We start from the raw sequence: 16640 nt of genomic DNA, 5'->3' as shown, positions 1-16640 counted from the left end.
GTAATCCGGTGCCCCCAACCGCTCCCGACTCGTTCCCTCTCGATTCTCTCGACGGAACGGAGCCGGTGCGCGGACGATCGTGGCGATCAGCGGTTCTCGGCACCGTCGCCGGGATCTTCGAATCCATCGCCCGGACGGCGACGCGGATCGCCGAGCGGGCACGAGCCTCGTCGGGCGCCTCGTCGACGTCGAGCGGCTTCGACATCGTCGGAGACGTGGTGACGGACGAAGAGATCGAGGGCGCCCGCGATCTCTTCGGTAGGGGCTCCGGGCCGGTCGACACCGATCCGTCCTGGCCGCTTCACCGGCCGGCGGCCTGACAGATCTGACGAGCCAGCCAGCCGGCCGGTCAGGTGTCGTCGCCCGCAGTCGCCGCTGCGGTCGGTGTCGTGGTCGTCGAGCGCGCGGGCGCTCCCACGACGAAGGACACCACGAGCGCGAGCAGCGCGATGATCGCGGTGTAGCCGAGGGTCGCAACGAAGGGCGCCGTCGGGTCTCCCGAGGCGAAGCCGATCACCCACTCGCTCGCACGGGCACCGGCGCTCACCTCGCCGAGCGGATTCAGGGACGTGACGAGCGTGAACACGAGACCCGAGATCGCGAGCGAGACGCTCGCGCCCACGGCCTCGGAGAGGGAGAGCGCCGAGGTGTTCCGCCCCTCCTCGCCGCGCTCGGACGAGGCGAGCACGATCGTCGTGATGCGCGGGAACATGAGTCCCATGCCGAGGCCCGCGAAGAACCAGGCGACGACCGCGACGAGGGGGTGCAGGGAGAGCGCCGCGATGACGACCTGCGTGACGGTTCCGAGGAACAGGAAGCCCCCGCCCGCCCGCATGAAGACGCGATGCGGGGTGCCGTCGCCAGCTCGACCCTGGATCGCGGATCCGCTCGCCCAGGCGATCGCACCAGCCGTGAGGGTGACCCCCGAGAGCCACGGCGGGAGACCGTAGCGGTCGTGCAGCAGGAGTGGCAGGTACACCTCGGCGGCGAAGAACGTCGCGGCGATGAGCCCGCGCAGAAGCACCGCCGCGGGAAGCCCGCGGCGGGCCGTGAACGTGCCGAGCGGTAGGAGACGGTGCACGAGCACAGCGATGAGAACGAGCGCGATCGCCCCCGCGACCCACCGCGCGCCGCCGGGCAGCTCGCTGCTCAGGCTCAGGCTGACGACGGCGACCGCGACGGCTGCGCCGAGGGCGAGACGAGCGGAATCGCCGAGTCCACGCGTCGCGCTCGGGGCGGCGGTCTCCTCGGGAACCGTTCCACCCGCATCGCTGCCGAGCGAGCGCAGCGCGGGCGCGACGAGCACGAGCGCGACAGCCACGAGGGCGACGACGCCGAGAAACACCCACCGCCACCCGACCGTGTCCGCGACGATGCCGGCGACGAGGGGCCCCACCATCGACGGCACGACCCACGCGGCGGCGTATGCGGCGAAGATCTTCGGATGCAGCGGCGGCGGGTAGAGCTTCGCGACGAGCACGTAGATCGCCACGGTCATCGCTCCCGAGCCGAAGCCCTGCACGAATCGTCCCGCGACCAGCATGGGCATCCCGAACGCGAGTCCCGCGACGATGAGTCCGACCGTGAAGACGAGCACGGCGGCCACGAGCGGGCGGGCCGGCCCCCGGCGGTCCGCCCAGATCCCGGCCCCCACCATGCCCACGACGCTCGAGGCGACCGGGGCGGCGAACGCGAGAGAGTACTGCGCGGCGCCGTCGAGCTCGTCGCTCACGACGGGCATGACGGTCGTGACGGCGAGCGACTCGAACGCCGAGAGCGTGATGAGGGCGCACGTACCGACCGTCGTGAGGGCGAGTCCACCGGCGAGGATGCCGCGCGGCGTGGAGCCGTCGGGTGGCGAGGGCGTCGAGGCGGCGTGGGACGCGCTCGCGGGGGAGGAGGGATCGGACATGCTCACAGTTCTCCGAGCCTATGGGCTACCGTCGAGCGGTGCCCTCGTATCGTGTGACGATGACGATAGGGATGCTGCGCCCCGGCGTCTCGCCCGAGCGGGTGCAGCCGACGGCCGCCGACGCGGCGGAGGAGGTCGCCGTGCTCGAGTCCTCGAGTGTCGACGTCGTCCGAGGGCAAGCACGCCTCGTCGTGCGGTTCACCGCCGATGACGTTGAGCTCGCACTGCAGGTCGCCCGACACATCGTCACGTCGACGGATCACGTGGCGCAGGCCCTCGACGCCGTCGTCACGGAGCGGGATGGCGGGACCTGGCGACGCGTCGGTTGAGGCCGGGTACTCTCGACGACGGCGCCCGTTCGGTGTCGAGGGCGGCATGTATAACTGGCGCCCTCATGCGGGTGTAGCTTTCTGGGGCTGGTAGCGTGCGGGGAATGGCGACGAAGGGATCGGACACGGCCGGGGTCACGCTGTCCGACGACGACCGCTGCCCCTGTGGAAGCGGCGACCCCTACGGACGGTGCTGCGGTCCGCTGCATCGCGGTGAAGCCGCCGCCCCGACGGCGGAGCGCCTCATGCGCTCCCGTTTCACGGCGTTCGTCCTCCATGACGCGCGCTACCTGCTCGCGACATGGCATCCGACGACGCGGCCGCCTCGACTGCACCTCGATGCCGACGTGCGTTGGCAACGATTGCTGATCCTCGGTCACTCCGCCGGCGGCCCCTTCGACGACGAGGGCACGGTCGAATTCGAGGCCATCTTCCGCACCCCCGAGGGGCGAGGCGTTCAGCACGAGAACAGTCGGTTCGTGCGCCAAAACGGTCTCTGGCGCTATGTGAGCGGAGTCGTCGAGGCCTGACGCATCGCTCGCCGGGCCTCGACGCTCATTGCAGTTGTGCGATCTGGCCCGCGTAGTACGACGACTGCGACGGGTAGTAGTCGTCGAACTCGGGTAGCGGCCGATCGGCCCGGGCCGCGACGAGCATGTCGAGGTAGTACTCCCACCCCGGGCCCACGCTCGCGACCATGTCGGCGACGGCTTCCCGATCGTTCCCGAGATGTTGGACGAGGGTCAGTCTCGTCGCTCCGAGATCCTCGTGTCCGTCCGCCGGGGGATCGACGATGAGCTCGAGCCGCCACTCGCCGTAGTCGTCGAGCATGGTGACCGCGAGTCGCCGCCCGACGTCGCACGCGTCGATCCGCAATTCGCTCGTCGGCATTCCGTCCTCGAACGCGAGGCGCACCGCGATGATGCCGCCGATCCTCGGTTCACCCTCCCACGGGCCGAACCACCGCGCCGTTCGTTCGGAAGCGGTGACGTCGCGCCAGACGGATGCGGGAGGATCCGCGAACTGCCGCGACAGGGCGACGTCGAAGCCGTCAGGGGCACGCTGGATGCGACCGGTGGGACGAGGGCTCACGAGGACCTCCGCTCGTGGTACGTCGGCTGGGGTGGTCCGCATCGACGCGGACGCCCACATCGTACGCCCGGGCGGGGCCGCTGCACAGAGGCGACGAGTGGCGTTGGCGGGGTACCCGGGGAGTACCGGCCGGTCAGACGCAACGGGCGCCGTGTCGGTCCAGCGCCCGCTGTGCGTCTGCCGCACCCCCCGACGCCACCGCGGCCATGGCCGAACGAAATCCGCGGAGGCTCTCCTCCATTCGATACCGAGCCGCCGACTCTGTCACGTCCCCCGTTGCAGGGGATGCGCGACTGGCGTGTCGTCCGCTACACGCGCGCTGCGCGCGGCACCCCGCACGCTCGCGTAGCGTCGGGGGAGGCGGTGCCGGGAGGAATGACGGAGTCGGAGGAAACGGATGTCGAACGAGCTCGTGTCCGCGCGGCGGCCAGACGGTGGGCGCCCGACGATCGTGGGGATGGATGCCTTCGTGGCCGACGTCGAGGCCCGGCTGACCGCGGCGGCGGGGGCGCGCCTCGTCGTGGGGATCGCGGGGGCGCCGGGTTCGGGCAAGTCGACGGCGGCCGTGGTTCTTCAGAACCGGCTCCGCGTGGAGACGGTCCTCGTTCCCATGGACGGCTTCCATCTCGCCAACGAGCAGTTGGAGCGCCTCGGGCGGCGTCAGCGGAAGGGCGCACCGGACACGTTCGACGCTGCGGGCTACGTCGCCCTGCTGGAACGGTGCCGAGCGGCGGGACCGGAGACGATCTACGCTCCGCGCTTCGTCCGCGAGATCGAGGAGTCGTACGCGGCAGCGATCGCCCTTCCGTCCTCGGCGCGCGTCGTGCTCACGGAGGGCAACTATCTCCTGCTCGACGCGGCCCCGTGGAACGAACTCGACCGCGTGATCGACGTGCGCTATCACCTCGAAATCGACGACGACGTGAGGGTGGAGCGGCTCATCGCCCGTCACATCGCGTTCGGCAAGTCACCGGATGACGCGCGCGCGTGGAGTCTCGGCCCAGACGAGGCGAACGCCCGCCTCGTCGAGAGATCCTCCCACCGCGCCGACGCTCTCCTGCGCCTCTGATCCGCGGCGGTTCCACCGCACACGGTCGCCAAGGCGGTGTCGCCGCCCCGCCGGGCGCGCATGCCATGGCAGGTCTCTCGCGCCGGGGCAGGTCCCTGGCATCCCGTCCTCGGTTGTCACGACCGCGGTCGTGACAGTGTTTACCGCGGATGTGCGACAACCCGGGGGTGGTGCCGGAGAACGTCAGTCGGTGCCGGAGTCGAACGCGGCACCCTCGGAGGCGACGTCGGTCGCGCGCTCGAGGGCGCCGGCCTCCAAGGGCTCCTCCGACTCGACGATCTCGTTCGCGTGGCCGGCCTCGAGGCTTCCGACGAGCTCAGCCGTCGCGCCGCCGATGATGCCGGAGGCCGCATACTGCTCGAGGCGCGCGCGCGAGTCGGCGATGTCGAGGTTGCGCATCGTCAACTGACCGATGCGGTCGCCCGGGCCGAATGCGGAGTCGCCGACTCGCTCCATCGAGAGCTTGTCGGGGTGGTAGCTGAGCGACGGACCCGTGGTGTCGAGGATCGTGTAGTCGTCGCCACGACGGAGCCGCAGCGTGACCTCGCCCGTGACGGCGGAGCCGACCCAGCGCTGGATCGACTCGCGCAGCATGAGCGACTGCGGGTCGAGCCAACGGCCCTCGTACATGAGGCGGCCGAGGCGGCGGCCCTCCGCGTGGTAGTTCGCGACGGTGTCCTCGTTGTGGATCGCGTTGAGGAGGCGTTCGTAGGCGATGTGCAGCAGCGCCATGCCCGGGGCCTCGTAGATGCCGCGGCTCTTCGCCTCGATGATGCGGTTCTCGATCTGGTCGGAGACGCCGAGGCCGTGACGGCCGCCGATCGCGTTGGCCTCGAGCACGAGCTGCACGGCGTCGTCGAACTCGGCACCGTTGATCGCGACCGGGCGACCGGCCTCGAAGCGCACGGAGACGACCTCGGTCGCGACCTCGACATCGTCACGCCACGCGGCGACACCCATGATCGGCTCGACGAGGTCGAGTCCGGAGCTGAGCTCCTCGAGCAGCTTCGCCTCGTGGGTGGCGCCCCAGATGTTCGCGTCGGTGCTGTAGGCCTTCTCGGTCGCGTCGCGGTAGGGGAAGCCGCGGGCGACGAGCCACTCGCTCATCTCGGTGCGCCCGCCGAGTTCCGTGACGAAGTCCGCGTCGAGCCAGGGCTTGTAGATGCGCAGGCGCGGGTTCGCGAGCAGGCCGTAGCGGTAGAACCGCTCGATGTCGTTGCCCTTGTAGGTGGAGCCGTCGCCCCAGATGTCGACACCGTCCTCCTTCATGGCGCGCACGAGCATCGTTCCCGTGACGGCACGGCCGAGCGGCGTGGTGTTGAAGTAGGTCTTCCCGCCCGAGCGGATGTGGAACGCGCCGCACTGGAGGGCGACGAGGCCCTCCTCGACGAGGGCGCTCTTCGCGTCGACGAGGCGGGCGATCTCCGCACCGTACTCGGTGGCGCGGCCGGGTACCGACGCGATGTCGGGCTCGTCGTACTGACCGATGTCGGCCGTGTACGTGCAGGGGACGGCGCCCTTCTCCCGCATCCAGGCAACGGCGCAGGAGGTGTCGAGACCCCCCGAGAACGCGATGCCGACTCGTTCACCGACGGGGAGACTGCTCAAGACCTTGGACACGCGTCGAGTTTACGGGAGAGGGAGCACCCTCTTCGGCATCGTGTCGCGGTGGGCGATGGGTTTTCGTCCGGGAGTCGGTGATGCGTCCACGCGGAATCTAGTGTCGAGGTGTGAACCGCACCGATCGTCTCTATGCGCTCGTCGAAGAGCTGAGGGCTGTCGCGCCCCGACCTCGGAGCGTGCGGTGGCTGGCGGACAGATTCGAGGTGAGCTCGCGCACCATCGAGCGCGACCTCTCGGCGCTGCAGAGCAGCGGGGTCCCCATCTGGGCGGAACCCGGCCGTACCGGCGGATACTGCCTCGACCCGTCCCACACGCTCGCACCACTGGGATTCACGGTCGATGAGGCCCTCGCCATGGCGATCTCGCTGGGGATGCTCGAGACCAGCCCCTTCCGTGACGCCGCGATCTCGGCGCTCCGAAAGGTCGTCGCGGTCACCGACGATCGGAGCCTGAAGGAGACAGCTGAGCTTGCGACCCGCATCCATCTGCTCGACGAGCGCCCGGCGAATGCAGAGACGCGAGGGATCGGAGAGGCTCTCCGGACGGGACACGTTCTCCAGATCGCCTATGTCGATCGTGCTGGAGTCGCGACCTCAAGGAGCGTCGAGCCCATGGGATTCGTCGGCAAAGGTGGCGACTGGTACCTGGTCGCCTGGTGCCGACTGCGCGACGGTCTGCGCGCCTTCCGGGGTGACCGCATAGCGGAGGTGAAGCTCACAGGCGAGCGAACGCAGCGACGCTCGCTCCGAGCGGAGGATCTCGGCGTCGTGCAGGGAGAACTGCGAGCGGTGAATCCCCGCGGGAACCGGCTCTAAACACCGACAGGACGTTGTCGCCGGGTCTGCCCACGATGGGGACACCGCTCCGGACGGCGCGGCTGAAAGGAAGACCATGGACCTCGCATCGATCCGCATCATCACTCACGACGTCGACCGGCTCGCCCGATTCTACGAGTCGGTCACGGGCGCAGCCGCTGAACGGCCCGCTCCCGTTTTCGCTGAGTTCCGAACGACCACCGGCACCCTCGCGATCGCGAGCACGGTCACGGTCGACATGCTCGGTTCCCACGCCCCGAGACCGGCCGCCAACAGCTCCGTCATCATCGAATTCCTCGTCGTCGATGTCGACGCGGAGTTCGCTCGACTGCGCGATGCGCTCGAGGACATCGTGCTCGAGCCAGCGACAATGCCGTGGGGCAACAGATCCACGCTGTTCCGCGACCCCGACGGTAACCTCGTGAATCTGTTCTCGCGTCCAGCCGACTAGAACGACGGGCTACGGCGCGTGAGCACCGTGACGGCGAGGGCCGACCTCGCACCCGGCTACGCGTCGGCGGGGACGCGTACCGTCAGGCCGCCGGGGACGACGCGCGCCTTGAAAGCCGTCGCCTTGCCGAAGTCGTCGCCGTCGAGCTCGATCTGCTCCGGGCGCCGGAGCTTCACGATGAGCTCGCGGCCCTTGACGTAGTTGAGGGCGTCGACGTCCTTGCTCAGCATCAGGCGTCCGAGCCTGCTCCGCCGCAGCACGCCGTTCTCCCACAGCACCTTCACGCCGATCTGCAGCCAACCGATGAAGCCCTCGGGGCGCAGAAGGACGATCTCGAAGTAGCCGTCGTCGATCACGGCCTCCGGCAGGAGGAGGACGTTCGCCTGCAGGGTCCCCGTGTTGCCGACGATGATGGTGTGGGCGCGGAGCGAGCGGGCGGGGTTGCCGTCGACCGAATACCGCAGCCGCAGCTGGTTCTTGTCGCGCAGCGCCTTGAAGATCGCGTCGACGTAGGCGAGCCAGCCGACCTTCTTCTTGAGGTCCTCATCCGTGTTCGCGAGCATCTTGGCGTCGAGACCGAGGCCCGCCATCACGAGGAAGGCGTGCTTCCGGACCTTCCCGTCCTCGCCGCGGATGTCCATGAGCGCGATGTCCATGTTGCGGTTCTTGCCCGCGAAGGCCGCGTTGACCGAGGTGTCGAGGTCGTCGAGCGTGAGGTTGAGGTTGCGCGCGAGCAGATTGCCCGTTCCCGACGGCAGCAGTGCGAGGCTCGCGTCGCTGTCCCACATCGCCTCCGCGACGGCGCGGACGGTGCCGTCGCCTCCCGCTGCGAGGATCATCGTCGCGCCGGCCTCGAGAGCCTCCTTCGTGACGCCGGCTCCCGTGTCCTCGACCGACGTCTCGAACCACAGGGTCTCCTGCCACCCGGCCGCTTGGGCCTCGCGGGCGACGGTGGCCTTGAGCGCCTCGACGTCGACCTTGATCGGGTTGTAGATGACGGCGGCGAGCTTGTGCTGGGGCTCGGGCGGCGTCGCCGGTGCGTCCTCAGCTGCCTCGACGGGCGGCTCCGAATCCGTCTCCGGGCCGCCGGTCGCCTCGGACTCGTTCATCGCGAAGACGTCGTCGTCGCCCGTCGTGACCTCGGCGATGCCCGCGTTCAGCTCCGGCTCATCGTCCGCGGGGCGGTTGGGGGTGTCGTTCGCAGTCATTCGGGGCCTTCTCGCTGTGGGGTGTCGTGGAGGAGCTCGGCGCCACGGTGCGCGACTTCCGAGCGTACGGCCAACGCTCGCGCGCTGGAGGCCCTTGACCTCGGGGTGGATCGTCCGGGCTGTCAGGGCCAGACTGGGCACATGGGAAGCACCGTCTACCACTCGACCTTCATCGCCGTCGCTGAGGACTGCCCGGTGAGCGGCGCGGAAGAACCGCCCGTCTCGGCGAAGGGTCCGACGATCGCGACGCTCCAGTATGAACTCATCGAGCAGCACCCCTACGAGTTCACGAGCGACGACGTGCTCTTCGAGGTCTACGCGATCCGTCAGGGGATCCCCGCCGACGAGCGCTCGGCTGCGCGGGAGGCGTTCTTCGCCAAGGATCAGCCGTGTCTGCGGTCATCGCCGCTCGGGAAGCGGTACGGCTGGGGGACGCATCACGACGCTGACGGACGCGTCGCGCTGGTTCCAGTCGGGTCGGACCAGTACGAGGCCCTCTCCGCGGACCCCGCACTGAAGCAGCTCAAGGCGATGCGGTCGAAACGCGCCTGACTCTGCCGTCTCCCGGCGGCGTCAACGGCCGAGGCTCGCCTGCATGAGTGCGGTCGCGATGCCCGGCGGGTCGCCCGGGCGCACGGGTCGTGGCGTCGATTCCTGAGGAGAGGGTTCCTGCGGTGTCGGCGAGGACATGCCGCGACCCTATCGCGGCATCAGAGGTTCGGCGACCAGCCGATCGCGGGGGCGACGTGCTTCGTGATCGTCTCGAGGAGGTGGGTGTTGTACTCGACGCCGAGTTGATTGGGCACGGTGAGGAGCACAGTGTCGGCCGCCTGGACCGCGGCGTCCTTCGCGAGCTCCGCCGCGATCACGTCGGGCTCGCCGATGAAGCTACGGCCGAAGCGCGCGAGGGTGTTCGCGTCGAGGTAACCCACCTGGTCCCGCGAGTCGGCTGCCTCGCGCCGCCCGAAGTAGGCGCGGTCCTCGTCGGTCACGATGGGGAGCACGCTGCGGCTCACCGAGACGCGGGGTTCCCGCTTCCAGCCCGCCTCGGCCCAGGCCGACCGGAACATCGCGATCTGCTCGGACTGCAGCTCGTCGAACGGCACGCCGGTGTCCTCGGTGAGGAGCGTCGATGACATGAGGTTCATGCCCTGCTGCGCCGTCCACACGGCTGTGGCGCGGGAACCCGCTCCCCACCAGATGCGCTCGGAGAGGCCGGGGGACTGCGGCTGGATGGCGAGCGGCTGATCCACACCGGTCATGAGCGTGTTCGAGCGGGCCATGCCGGCGCCCGCGATCGCCTCGCGGAAGACCGCGGTGTGCTGGTGGGCGAGGTCGGTGTCGGTCTCGCCGTCGCCGGGAACGTACCCGAACGCCTCGTAGCCGTTCACAGCTGTCTCGGGTGAGCCACGGCTTACCCCGAGCTGCAGTCGGCCGGCGGAGATGAGGTCGGCGGCCCCTGCGTCCTCCGCCATGTAGAGGGGGTTCTCGTAGCGCATGTCGATGACGCCGGTGCCGATCTCGATGCGGCTCGTTTTCGCTCCGACCGCGGCGAGCAGAGGGAACGGCGAGGCGAGCTGGCGCGCGAAGTGGTGCACGCGGAAGAATGCGCCGTCGACGCCGAGCTCCTCGGCCGCGACCGCGAGGTCGATCGACTGGAGGAGGGCATCGCCGCCCGTGCGAGTCCGTGAGCCGGGTCCCGGGTGCCAGTGGCCGAACGAGAGGAAGCCGATGCGTGTCATGCGGGGTAGAGCGCCGGCGCGCGCCCGGTTATTCCATACGCCCGAATGCAGTGCGTCGCCCCGCCGCCCCCGAGGGCGAGGGCCGATCAGATGCCGTGCACCCCGGGGGAGGATCCGGGGTGGCGCTGCACAGGGCGGCGGAACTCGTGGTCCTCACCGATCTCGCAATCGCACCAGACCCGGATCGAGCGTCGGGTCTCGAGGGTCGTGATGACCTCGACGTGGCCGCGGATCATCGGTCCGCCCGAGTACATGCGCGCGTCGATGTCGACCGTGTCGAGAAGTTCCATGCTGACCATGTCATCCCCTGCTTCCATCTCTCCCATCGCTGGGCCCCCGGTTGTCAGATCGCGACGACGTCCATCGTGTCGCTCACCCTGAGAGAGGGGAGTGCATCGGGATCATGACGCGTGTTTCCCGCCGGAGACCCGCGGGGTGACGGCTTCGGTCGCTTTCACAGCCGGAACAGCGGCCAGAGCTGTCACCTCAGGTGGCTCAGAGGGCGGCGACCGCGTCGAGGACCGCATCGCTCACGTCGATCGTGCCGCGCCGGCGACGGTCGGTCCGGAGCGCGCGGGAGCGGCCGAACGGCAGACGCACGGGAGCGGACGGGTCGAGCGGGCGCGAGGTGCGCACCGCATCGGAGAACGCGCTCGCCTCCCGTTCGAGGTGGCCCTCATCGGCGAAGAGGTCGGAGCGCATCGCAACGATCGACATGCCGAAGCCCGAGAGCTCCGACGGCAGAGCGGCAGACCCCGCGTGCATGCCGAGCAGCTGCACGGCCATCGCGAGCCCGCTCCCGCGGTGACCGCCCCACGGTGCCAGCGCTCCGGCGAGAGCACTCGCCGGGTCCGTCGTCGGAGCCCCGTCCGGTCCGAAGGCCACGCCGCCCGGAAGCGATCGCCCCTCCCGGCCGGCGAGCACGGTGTCCGCGTGCGTGATCGCCGACGTGCCGATGTCCCACACGATGGGGCGGTCCGCCGTCGGAACGGCGATGCAGATGGGGTTCGTGCCCACGAGCGGATCGCTGCCGCCGCTCACCGCCACCCACGGTGACGCGTTCGAGACGGCCATCACGACGAGACCGGCGTCGGCGAGCGGTTCGGCGTAGTACGAGAGCATCCCCGTGTACCAGGTGTCCCGCACCGCGACGGCGGCGATCCCGTTCGAGAATGCCTTCTCGCGGACCAGGCTCGCAGCGAGAGGTGCCGCGAGATAGCCCAGCTCGTCGTGGGCGTCGATCGTCGCGGCGACCGGGGAATCGCGCACGACTTCGGACCGCTCGTGGCCGCGCGGCCTCGTCGAGAGTCGATCGGCGATGCTGAGGACCCGCGCCAGTCCACTGTAGGCGAGCCCGCGCAGTTCGCAGTCGATCAGGTGGTCGACGACGGTGCGCGACTCCGATGTGGAGTAGCCGAGGCGTTCGAGCGAGCGAGCGCCGAGTGTCGCGGCCTCCGTGATCGAGATCTCCACGGTGCTCCTCTCGCGCTCGCCGAGCAGTCGACGACGGGGACCGGGGTGTCGTCGTCGACGGGCGCGGCGCGGCGGCGTTGCGCGCAGCGAGTTCTCGGATTGTCCGACAATACGCCGCGCGCCGTCGCGGGCGCAAGAGAGGGTAGGTGCCGTCAGGCTGAGGACCCCCAAGATCCCGACGGAGACAAGCGGTCCGATCGGGTGGTCGACATTCGGTATTGACAGATTGTCGGACAATCCTGTTCACTGGCGTGCAGCACCGGCCGCCACCAGGGTCGGTCCCAGTACAAGGAGGTACTCGTGGCTCAGTCCACCAACTCTGCCGAGCAGAGTCGTGCGAAGGTCGGAATCGCCGTCGGCATCGGCAACTTCATGGAGTGGTTCGACTTCGCGGTCTACGGCTTCTTCGCCGCGATCATCGGTGCGCTGTTCTTCCCGCCCGAGACCTCGCCATTCGTCGCGATCCTCTCGTCGCTCGCCGTCTTCGCCGTCGGCTTCGTCATGCGTCCGCTCGGCGGGTTCATCCTCGGACCCATCGGGGACAAGTACGGCCGCCGCATCGCTCTCTCCGTCTCGGTGCTCACGATGGGCATCGCGACGACGCTCATCGGCCTGACCCCGACGTACGAGACGATCGGCGTCTTCGCCCCGGTCCTCCTCGTGCTGTTCCGCTGCCTGCAGGGCCTCTCCGCCGGTGGCGAGTGGACGGGCTCCGCCGCCTTCCTCGTCGAGAGCACCCCGACGGCCCGCCGCGGCGTCTACGCGAGCATCATCTCGGGCACCGCCGCCCTCGCGACGATCGTCGGCAGCCTGTTCGCGCTCTTCCTCAACAACACGCTCACGGAGGAGGCGCTGCTCAGTTGGGGCTGGCGCGTGCCGTTCCTCATGGCGGCGCCGCTCGCGCTCATCGGCCTCTACATCCGGTGGAAGCTCGGCGAGACGCCCGTCTACCAGAACGTGCAGGCCCAGGGTTCGGTCAAGAAGAACCCCCTCACGGGGCACTTCCGGAGGAACCTCAAGCCGATCCTGCTCACCCTCGCGATCGCCGCGGTGCAGGGACTCGGGTTCTACTACCTGGCGACGTACGTCGTGAACTATCTGACGACGACGCTCGAGATCGAGCGCGGACCGGCCCTCACGATGAGCGCTATCGGCCTCACCGTGTACATGATCCTGTGCCCCATCGCCGGTGCGCTGAGCGACCGGCTCGGCCGTCGCAAGCTCAACCTCACGGGTACCGCGCTCTACGTGATCCTGCCGATCCCCGTCTTCATGCTCATGTCGGGCGGCAACGGTGCAGCGGTCGTTCTCGGTATCGTCCTGCTCTCGATGGCGCAGTGCCTCGTGAGCGTCACGACGGTGGTCATGCTCGTCGAGCTCTTCCCTGCCTCGAGCCGCTCGTCCGCGAGCGCCATCGGCTTCAACTTCGCGCTCGCGTTCATCGCGGGCCCCGGCCCGTTCATCGCGACGTGGATCGCGGGAGCCACGGGAAGCGCCGTCGCGCCGGCCGGATACATGGTGCTCGTCGCGCTCCTCGCGCTGCCGGTGGTGTGGAAGTGGCTTCCGGAGACCGCCGGTCGCGACATCTCGGCGGAGCACCACGCCGCCGAGACGGACGACGCGCTCGTGCGATAGTGCGACGAGACGGATGAGCAGGCCGCGTGCGCCCATCTCAGGCGCACGCGGCCATCATCTCGGCAGCGGCAGCGGCAGCGGCAGCGGCTGGGAGCGACAGGAAAGGAACGCGGTGACGCACACGACAGCGGAGTCGGACGCCCTCTACGAGGTCACGATCGTGAAGTACGGCACGAGGCAGGGCCACCGGAGCGAGATCTACCTCAACCACCACTTGTACGGGCGGCCGGACGAACCGCTCGACATGGACTACTTCGTGTGGGTCGTCCGGAACGCCGAGCGCACCATCGTCGTCGACACCGGGTTCTCCCGTGCCGGCGGCGACAACCGCAAGCGCACCTTCCTGATCCAGCCGGCCGAGGCCTTCGCCCACCTCGGCATCACCCCCGAGCAGGCGCCGCCCGTGCTCGTGACGCACGCGCACTACGACCACATCGGCAACCTCGACCACTTCGATTCGTCCACCGTCACGATCGCGGCTTCCGAGTACGCGTTCTGGACGTCGCCGCTCGCCGTGCGGAAGCAGTTCCACCACTCCGTCGAGGACGCGGAGCTCGACGCCTTGCGAGCCGTCCACGACGGCGGTCGGCTTCGCACCTTCGAGGGAGAGATCCAGATCGCGCCCGGCATCACGATGAGGGAGGTCGGCGGCCACACGCCCGGTCAGAGCGTCGTTCTCGTCGACACCGCCGAGGGTCGGGTCCTCCTGGCCTCAGACGCCGTGCACTACTACGAGGAATACGAGGACGACATCCCGTTCGCGTTCGTCGCAGACCTCCCCGCGATGTACCGGGGCTTCGACCTCATCACCGAACTCGTCGCCTCCGGAGAGGTCGCCCACGTGGTGCCCGGACACGACCCCGACACGCTCAATCGCTTCACGCCGGTGGCGGATGGCCCGCTCGCGGGACTCGCGGCGACGATCGGCGGGACGACGGCGACGACGCCGACGCACTCGACGAAGGAGACCATCGCATGACCGGAACCACCAGCACGACCCGCCGCTTCGAGGGGGCTGTCGCCGTCGTGACGGGGGCCGGTAGCGGCCTCGGTCGCGCGTCGGCCGTCCGCCTCGCGAGCGAGGGGGCGCACGTCGTCGCCGTCGACGTCAACACGGCGGCCGTCGAGGCGCTCGTCGCGGAACTGCCGACCGCGAGCATCGCGGTCACCGCAGACGTCTCCGACGAGACGGCGGTCGTCGGCTATATGAGGGCGGGCATCGAGGCCTTCGGCCGCATCGACGTGTTCCACCTCAACGCCGGCATCTTCGGAAGCTTCGCGCCGATCCCCGATCTCGAGGTCGACGACTTCGAGCGCGTCATGGCGGTCAACGTGCGCGGGCAGTTCCTCGGGCTCCGCGCGGCGCTGCGGCACTACCGCGACCGGTCGGAGTCGGCGGGCGAGCCCGTTCCCGGATCCATCGTCTTCACCGCGTCGATCGCGAGCCTGCGCGGCTCGGCCGACCTGCTGCCCTACCAGACGTCGAAGCACGCGGTCACGGGACTCGTGCACGGAGCCGCCGTCTACGGCGGTCCCCTCGGCATCCGTGTCAACGGCGTCGCGCCCGGCATCGTGCCGACGGAGCTCTTCGCCGCCGCGGCGACCACGAAGGGCGGCGGCAACGATATGACAGCTCGTGCCTCGACCACGCCGCTGCGGCGAGCGGGCACCCCCGAGAACATCGCCGGAGTCGTCGCGTTCCTGCTGAGCGACGACGCCGCGTACACGACGGGCGAGATCGTGAGCGCCGACGGCGGCGCGTCGATCGTCAACACGGTCCGTCCGTCCGGCGGAGCCGGGGCCTGGGACCCCACGAGCATCGACGACGGACTCTACGGAGAGGGCTGGCGCGGTACGCCGAGCGGCCACGAGAACGAGGGGAGCGCATCATGACGGATGCGGACACGACCACACCGAGCATCGGGTTCATCGGGCTCGGCAACATGGGCGGCCGGATGGCCCGCTGCATCACCGCAGCGGGCGTTCCCGTCCTCGGCTTCGACACGCGTGCCGAGTCGATCTCCGGCGCGGGGGCCGACGCGGCCGCGAGCGCCGTCGATGTCGTCGCGGCGAGCGACGTCGTCCTGCTGTCGCTGCCGGACAGCCGCGTCGTCGAGGCGATCGTCTACGCCGAGGGCTTCCTCGACGCCGTGCACGACGGCCAGGTGATCGTCGACCTCAGCACCTCGTCACCCGACTCGACGCGCGCGATCGCGGCGAAGGTCGCCGAACACGGCGGCGTCTACCTCGACGCGGGCATCTCGGGCGGTGCGGCCGCTGCCGAGAAGGGCGCGCTCACGCTCATGGTCGGTGGCGACGGCGACGCTCTCGAGCAGGTCCGTCCCGTGCTCGACCACTTCTCGTCGACCGTCTTCCACTGCGGGGAGTCGGGCGCCGGCCACACGGTCAAGCTGCTCAACAACTTCCTCAACGCCGTGACGCTCTCGGCCACGGCGGAGGTCATGGTCGCGGCGAAGAAGGCGGGGCTCGACCTCGCGACGGTGCTCGACGTCATCAACGCGAGCTCGGGAGTGAGCTTCGCGAGCCTCAACAGGTTCCCGAAGATCATCCACGGTGACTACCTCAAGGGCGGCCTCACGAACACGCTCATGCTCAAGGACGTGACGCTCTACACCCAGCTCGTCACGAGACTCGGTGTCGCGAGCCTCAACTCCGCCGGTCCCGTCGCGAGCTTCGGGCTCGCACGGGCGCTCGGCTACGCGGACGAGATCAGCAACACCGTCGTCGACGCGATCGGCGACATCTCGGGAGGCGTCCGCCTCCACGACCCATCGCACGACGGGTCGGACGGTGCCATCCCCGACGGTGCGCAGGAGAAGGAGACGAACGCATGATCATCACTCCGCCCACCGCGCACGCGGGAACCGCCGGCAAGCCCGGCTCCCAGTTCACGGGATCGGTCTTCCCCTACGTGACGATGCCCGCGACCGACGGTGTCACCATCAACACCGTCAACTTCACGCCCGGTGCCCGCACGTACTGGCACCACCACGAGAACGGTCAGATCCTTCAAGTGCTCGCCGGGCGTGGGCTCATCCAAGCGGGCGACGGCAGCGTTCGTGTGCTGCGGGCCGGCGACACCGTCTGGTGTCCCCCCGGCGAGCGGCACTGGCACGGCGCCGCTCCCGACTCCTTCATGACGCACACCGCGATCTCACTCGGCACGACCGTGTGGGCTGACCCCGTGGACGACGCCGACTACGCGGCGCCCGCGATCGAACCCGGCGACGCGGAGACCCCCGCGGCGCCCGACACCCAGGAGGCATGACC

At 69.6% G+C, this 16640-nt stretch carries 19 protein-coding genes; 12 read left to right on the top strand and 7 right to left on the bottom strand.

Annotated elements, in window-relative coordinates; all coding sequences use genetic code 11:
- Positions 1-8: 8 nt before the first annotated feature.
- A complete protein-coding gene (locus ELQ92_RS00230; protein WP_128496845.1) occupies positions 9-320 on the top strand; it encodes a hypothetical protein in 312 nt (103 codons plus the stop codon).
- Between the two features lie 29 nt (positions 321-349).
- On the opposite strand, the gene ELQ92_RS00225 is transcribed toward ELQ92_RS00230, so the two are convergent.
- Complete coding sequence (locus ELQ92_RS00225) at positions 350-1912, bottom strand: MFS transporter (RefSeq protein WP_128496843.1); 1563 nt, start codon at positions 1910-1912, stop codon at positions 350-352.
- A gap of 59 nt (positions 1913-1971) precedes the next feature.
- On the opposite strand from ELQ92_RS00225, the gene ELQ92_RS00220 reads away from it, so the two are divergent.
- Positions 1972-2241 carry a hypothetical protein gene (locus tag ELQ92_RS00220; RefSeq protein ID WP_243694786.1) on the top strand — a complete coding sequence of 90 codons (270 nt, stop codon included), beginning with the start codon at positions 1972-1974 and terminating at the stop codon, positions 2239-2241.
- A gap of 104 nt (positions 2242-2345) precedes the next feature.
- Positions 2346-2771, top strand: coding sequence for a YchJ family protein (locus tag ELQ92_RS00215; RefSeq protein ID WP_128496839.1), 426 nt, complete (start codon positions 2346-2348; stop codon positions 2769-2771).
- A gap of 25 nt (positions 2772-2796) precedes the next feature.
- Here the strand turns inward: ELQ92_RS00215 and ELQ92_RS00210 are convergent, their stop codons facing one another.
- Positions 2797-3333, bottom strand: coding sequence for an SRPBCC family protein (locus ELQ92_RS00210; protein WP_128496837.1), 537 nt, complete (start codon positions 3331-3333; stop codon positions 2797-2799).
- Between the two features lie 397 nt (positions 3334-3730).
- On the opposite strand from ELQ92_RS00210, the gene ELQ92_RS00205 reads away from it, so the two are divergent.
- Complete coding sequence (locus ELQ92_RS00205) at positions 3731-4402, top strand: nucleoside/nucleotide kinase family protein (RefSeq protein WP_243694785.1); 672 nt, start codon at positions 3731-3733, stop codon at positions 4400-4402.
- 183 nt (positions 4403-4585) lie between these two features.
- Here the strand turns inward: ELQ92_RS00205 and argG are convergent, their stop codons facing one another.
- Positions 4586-6022 (bottom strand): argininosuccinate synthase, encoded by a 1437-nt coding sequence (argG, locus tag ELQ92_RS00200; protein ID WP_128496835.1) that lies wholly within the window; start codon positions 6020-6022, stop codon positions 4586-4588.
- A gap of 110 nt (positions 6023-6132) precedes the next feature.
- Here argG and ELQ92_RS00195 point away from each other — a divergent pair, with 110 nt between their 5' ends.
- The gene (locus ELQ92_RS00195) at positions 6133-6840 is read left to right on the top strand and encodes a helix-turn-helix transcriptional regulator (protein WP_128496833.1); all 708 of its coding nucleotides are present in this window, start codon (positions 6133-6135) and stop codon (positions 6838-6840) included.
- Between the two features lie 76 nt (positions 6841-6916).
- Positions 6917-7291, top strand: coding sequence for a VOC family protein (locus tag ELQ92_RS00190; RefSeq protein ID WP_128496831.1), 375 nt, complete (start codon positions 6917-6919; stop codon positions 7289-7291).
- 56 nt (positions 7292-7347) lie between these two features.
- On the opposite strand, the gene ELQ92_RS00185 is transcribed toward ELQ92_RS00190, so the two are convergent.
- A complete protein-coding gene (locus ELQ92_RS00185; RefSeq protein WP_243694784.1) occupies positions 7348-8499 on the bottom strand; it encodes a diacylglycerol/lipid kinase family protein in 1152 nt (383 codons plus the stop codon).
- A gap of 141 nt (positions 8500-8640) precedes the next feature.
- On the opposite strand from ELQ92_RS00185, the gene ELQ92_RS00180 reads away from it, so the two are divergent.
- The gene (locus tag ELQ92_RS00180; protein WP_128496829.1) at positions 8641-9051 is read left to right on the top strand and encodes a DUF6157 family protein; all 411 of its coding nucleotides are present in this window, start codon (positions 8641-8643) and stop codon (positions 9049-9051) included.
- A gap of 158 nt (positions 9052-9209) precedes the next feature.
- Here the strand turns inward: ELQ92_RS00180 and ELQ92_RS00175 are convergent, their stop codons facing one another.
- The 3 genes from ELQ92_RS00175 to ELQ92_RS00165 form a co-directional block, all read right to left on the bottom strand.
- Positions 9210-10241 (bottom strand): LLM class flavin-dependent oxidoreductase, encoded by a 1032-nt coding sequence (locus tag ELQ92_RS00175; RefSeq protein WP_128496827.1) that lies wholly within the window; start codon positions 10239-10241, stop codon positions 9210-9212.
- Positions 10242-10327: 86 nt separating this feature from the next.
- Positions 10328-10540, bottom strand: a complete 213-nt coding sequence (locus ELQ92_RS00170; protein WP_166426653.1) for a hypothetical protein — start codon at positions 10538-10540, stop codon at positions 10328-10330.
- 196 nt (positions 10541-10736) lie between these two features.
- Positions 10737-11714 (bottom strand): Ldh family oxidoreductase, encoded by a 978-nt coding sequence (locus ELQ92_RS00165; protein WP_166426652.1) that lies wholly within the window; start codon positions 11712-11714, stop codon positions 10737-10739.
- Between the two features lie 300 nt (positions 11715-12014).
- Between ELQ92_RS00165 and ELQ92_RS00160 the strand changes: the two genes are divergently transcribed.
- The 5 genes from ELQ92_RS00160 (at position 12015) to ELQ92_RS00140 (ending at position 16638) form a co-directional block, all read left to right on the top strand.
- The gene (locus tag ELQ92_RS00160) at positions 12015-13349 is read left to right on the top strand and encodes an MFS transporter (protein WP_128496821.1); all 1335 of its coding nucleotides are present in this window, start codon (positions 12015-12017) and stop codon (positions 13347-13349) included.
- Between the two features lie 112 nt (positions 13350-13461).
- Positions 13462-14328, top strand: coding sequence for an N-acyl homoserine lactonase family protein (locus tag ELQ92_RS00155; RefSeq protein ID WP_208004191.1), 867 nt, complete (start codon positions 13462-13464; stop codon positions 14326-14328).
- Entirely contained in the window at positions 14325-15242 is a 918-nt protein-coding gene (locus ELQ92_RS00150; RefSeq protein ID WP_128496817.1) for an SDR family NAD(P)-dependent oxidoreductase, read from the top strand. The genes ELQ92_RS00155 and ELQ92_RS00150 overlap by 4 nt, the downstream gene beginning before the upstream one ends.
- Positions 15239-16204, top strand: coding sequence for an NAD(P)-dependent oxidoreductase (locus ELQ92_RS00145; protein WP_128496815.1), 966 nt, complete (start codon positions 15239-15241; stop codon positions 16202-16204). Before ELQ92_RS00150 ends, ELQ92_RS00145 begins: the two co-directional genes overlap by 4 nt.
- The gene (locus ELQ92_RS00140) at positions 16201-16638 is read left to right on the top strand and encodes a cupin domain-containing protein (RefSeq protein WP_128496813.1); all 438 of its coding nucleotides are present in this window, start codon (positions 16201-16203) and stop codon (positions 16636-16638) included. The genes ELQ92_RS00145 and ELQ92_RS00140 overlap by 4 nt, the downstream gene beginning before the upstream one ends.
- Positions 16639-16640 lie beyond the last annotated feature (2 nt).

It is taken from the genome of Labedella populi, assembly GCF_004078655.1.
Classification (GTDB): Bacteria; Actinomycetota; Actinomycetes; order Actinomycetales; family Microbacteriaceae; genus Labedella; species Labedella populi.
The sequence above is the reverse complement of the archived record's forward strand: the minus strand, read 5'-3'. Positions and strand labels throughout refer to the sequence as shown.

What these genes read in the sequence shown, in the direction of transcription:
- ELQ92_RS00150 (WP_128496817.1), top strand. Translation starts at nt 14,325, where the DNA reads ATGACCGGAACCACCAGCACGACCCGCCGCTTCGAGGGGGCTGTCGCC.
- ELQ92_RS00215 (WP_128496839.1), top strand. Translation starts at nt 2,346, where the DNA reads ATGGCGACGAAGGGATCGGACACGGCCGGGGTCACGCTGTCCGACGAC.
- ELQ92_RS00140 (WP_128496813.1), top strand. Translation starts at nt 16,201, where the DNA reads ATGATCATCACTCCGCCCACCGCGCACGCGGGAACCGCCGGCAAGCCC.
- ELQ92_RS00205 (WP_243694785.1), top strand. Translation starts at nt 3,731, where the DNA reads ATGTCGAACGAGCTCGTGTCCGCGCGGCGGCCAGACGGTGGGCGCCCG.
- ELQ92_RS00170 (WP_166426653.1), bottom strand. Translation starts at nt 10,540, where the DNA reads ATGGTCAGCATGGAACTTCTCGACACGGTCGACATCGACGCGCGCATG.
- ELQ92_RS00185 (WP_243694784.1), bottom strand. Translation starts at nt 8,499, where the DNA reads ATGACTGCGAACGACACCCCCAACCGCCCCGCGGACGATGAGCCGGAG.
- ELQ92_RS00145 (WP_128496815.1), top strand. Translation starts at nt 15,239, where the DNA reads ATGACGGATGCGGACACGACCACACCGAGCATCGGGTTCATCGGGCTC.
- ELQ92_RS00220 (WP_243694786.1), top strand. Translation starts at nt 1,972, where the DNA reads ATGACGATAGGGATGCTGCGCCCCGGCGTCTCGCCCGAGCGGGTGCAG.
- ELQ92_RS00175 (WP_128496827.1), bottom strand. Translation starts at nt 10,241, where the DNA reads ATGACACGCATCGGCTTCCTCTCGTTCGGCCACTGGCACCCGGGACCC.
- ELQ92_RS00180 (WP_128496829.1), top strand. Translation starts at nt 8,641, where the DNA reads ATGGGAAGCACCGTCTACCACTCGACCTTCATCGCCGTCGCTGAGGAC.
- ELQ92_RS00225 (WP_128496843.1), bottom strand. Translation starts at nt 1,912, where the DNA reads ATGTCCGATCCCTCCTCCCCCGCGAGCGCGTCCCACGCCGCCTCGACG.
- ELQ92_RS00190 (WP_128496831.1), top strand. Translation starts at nt 6,917, where the DNA reads ATGGACCTCGCATCGATCCGCATCATCACTCACGACGTCGACCGGCTC.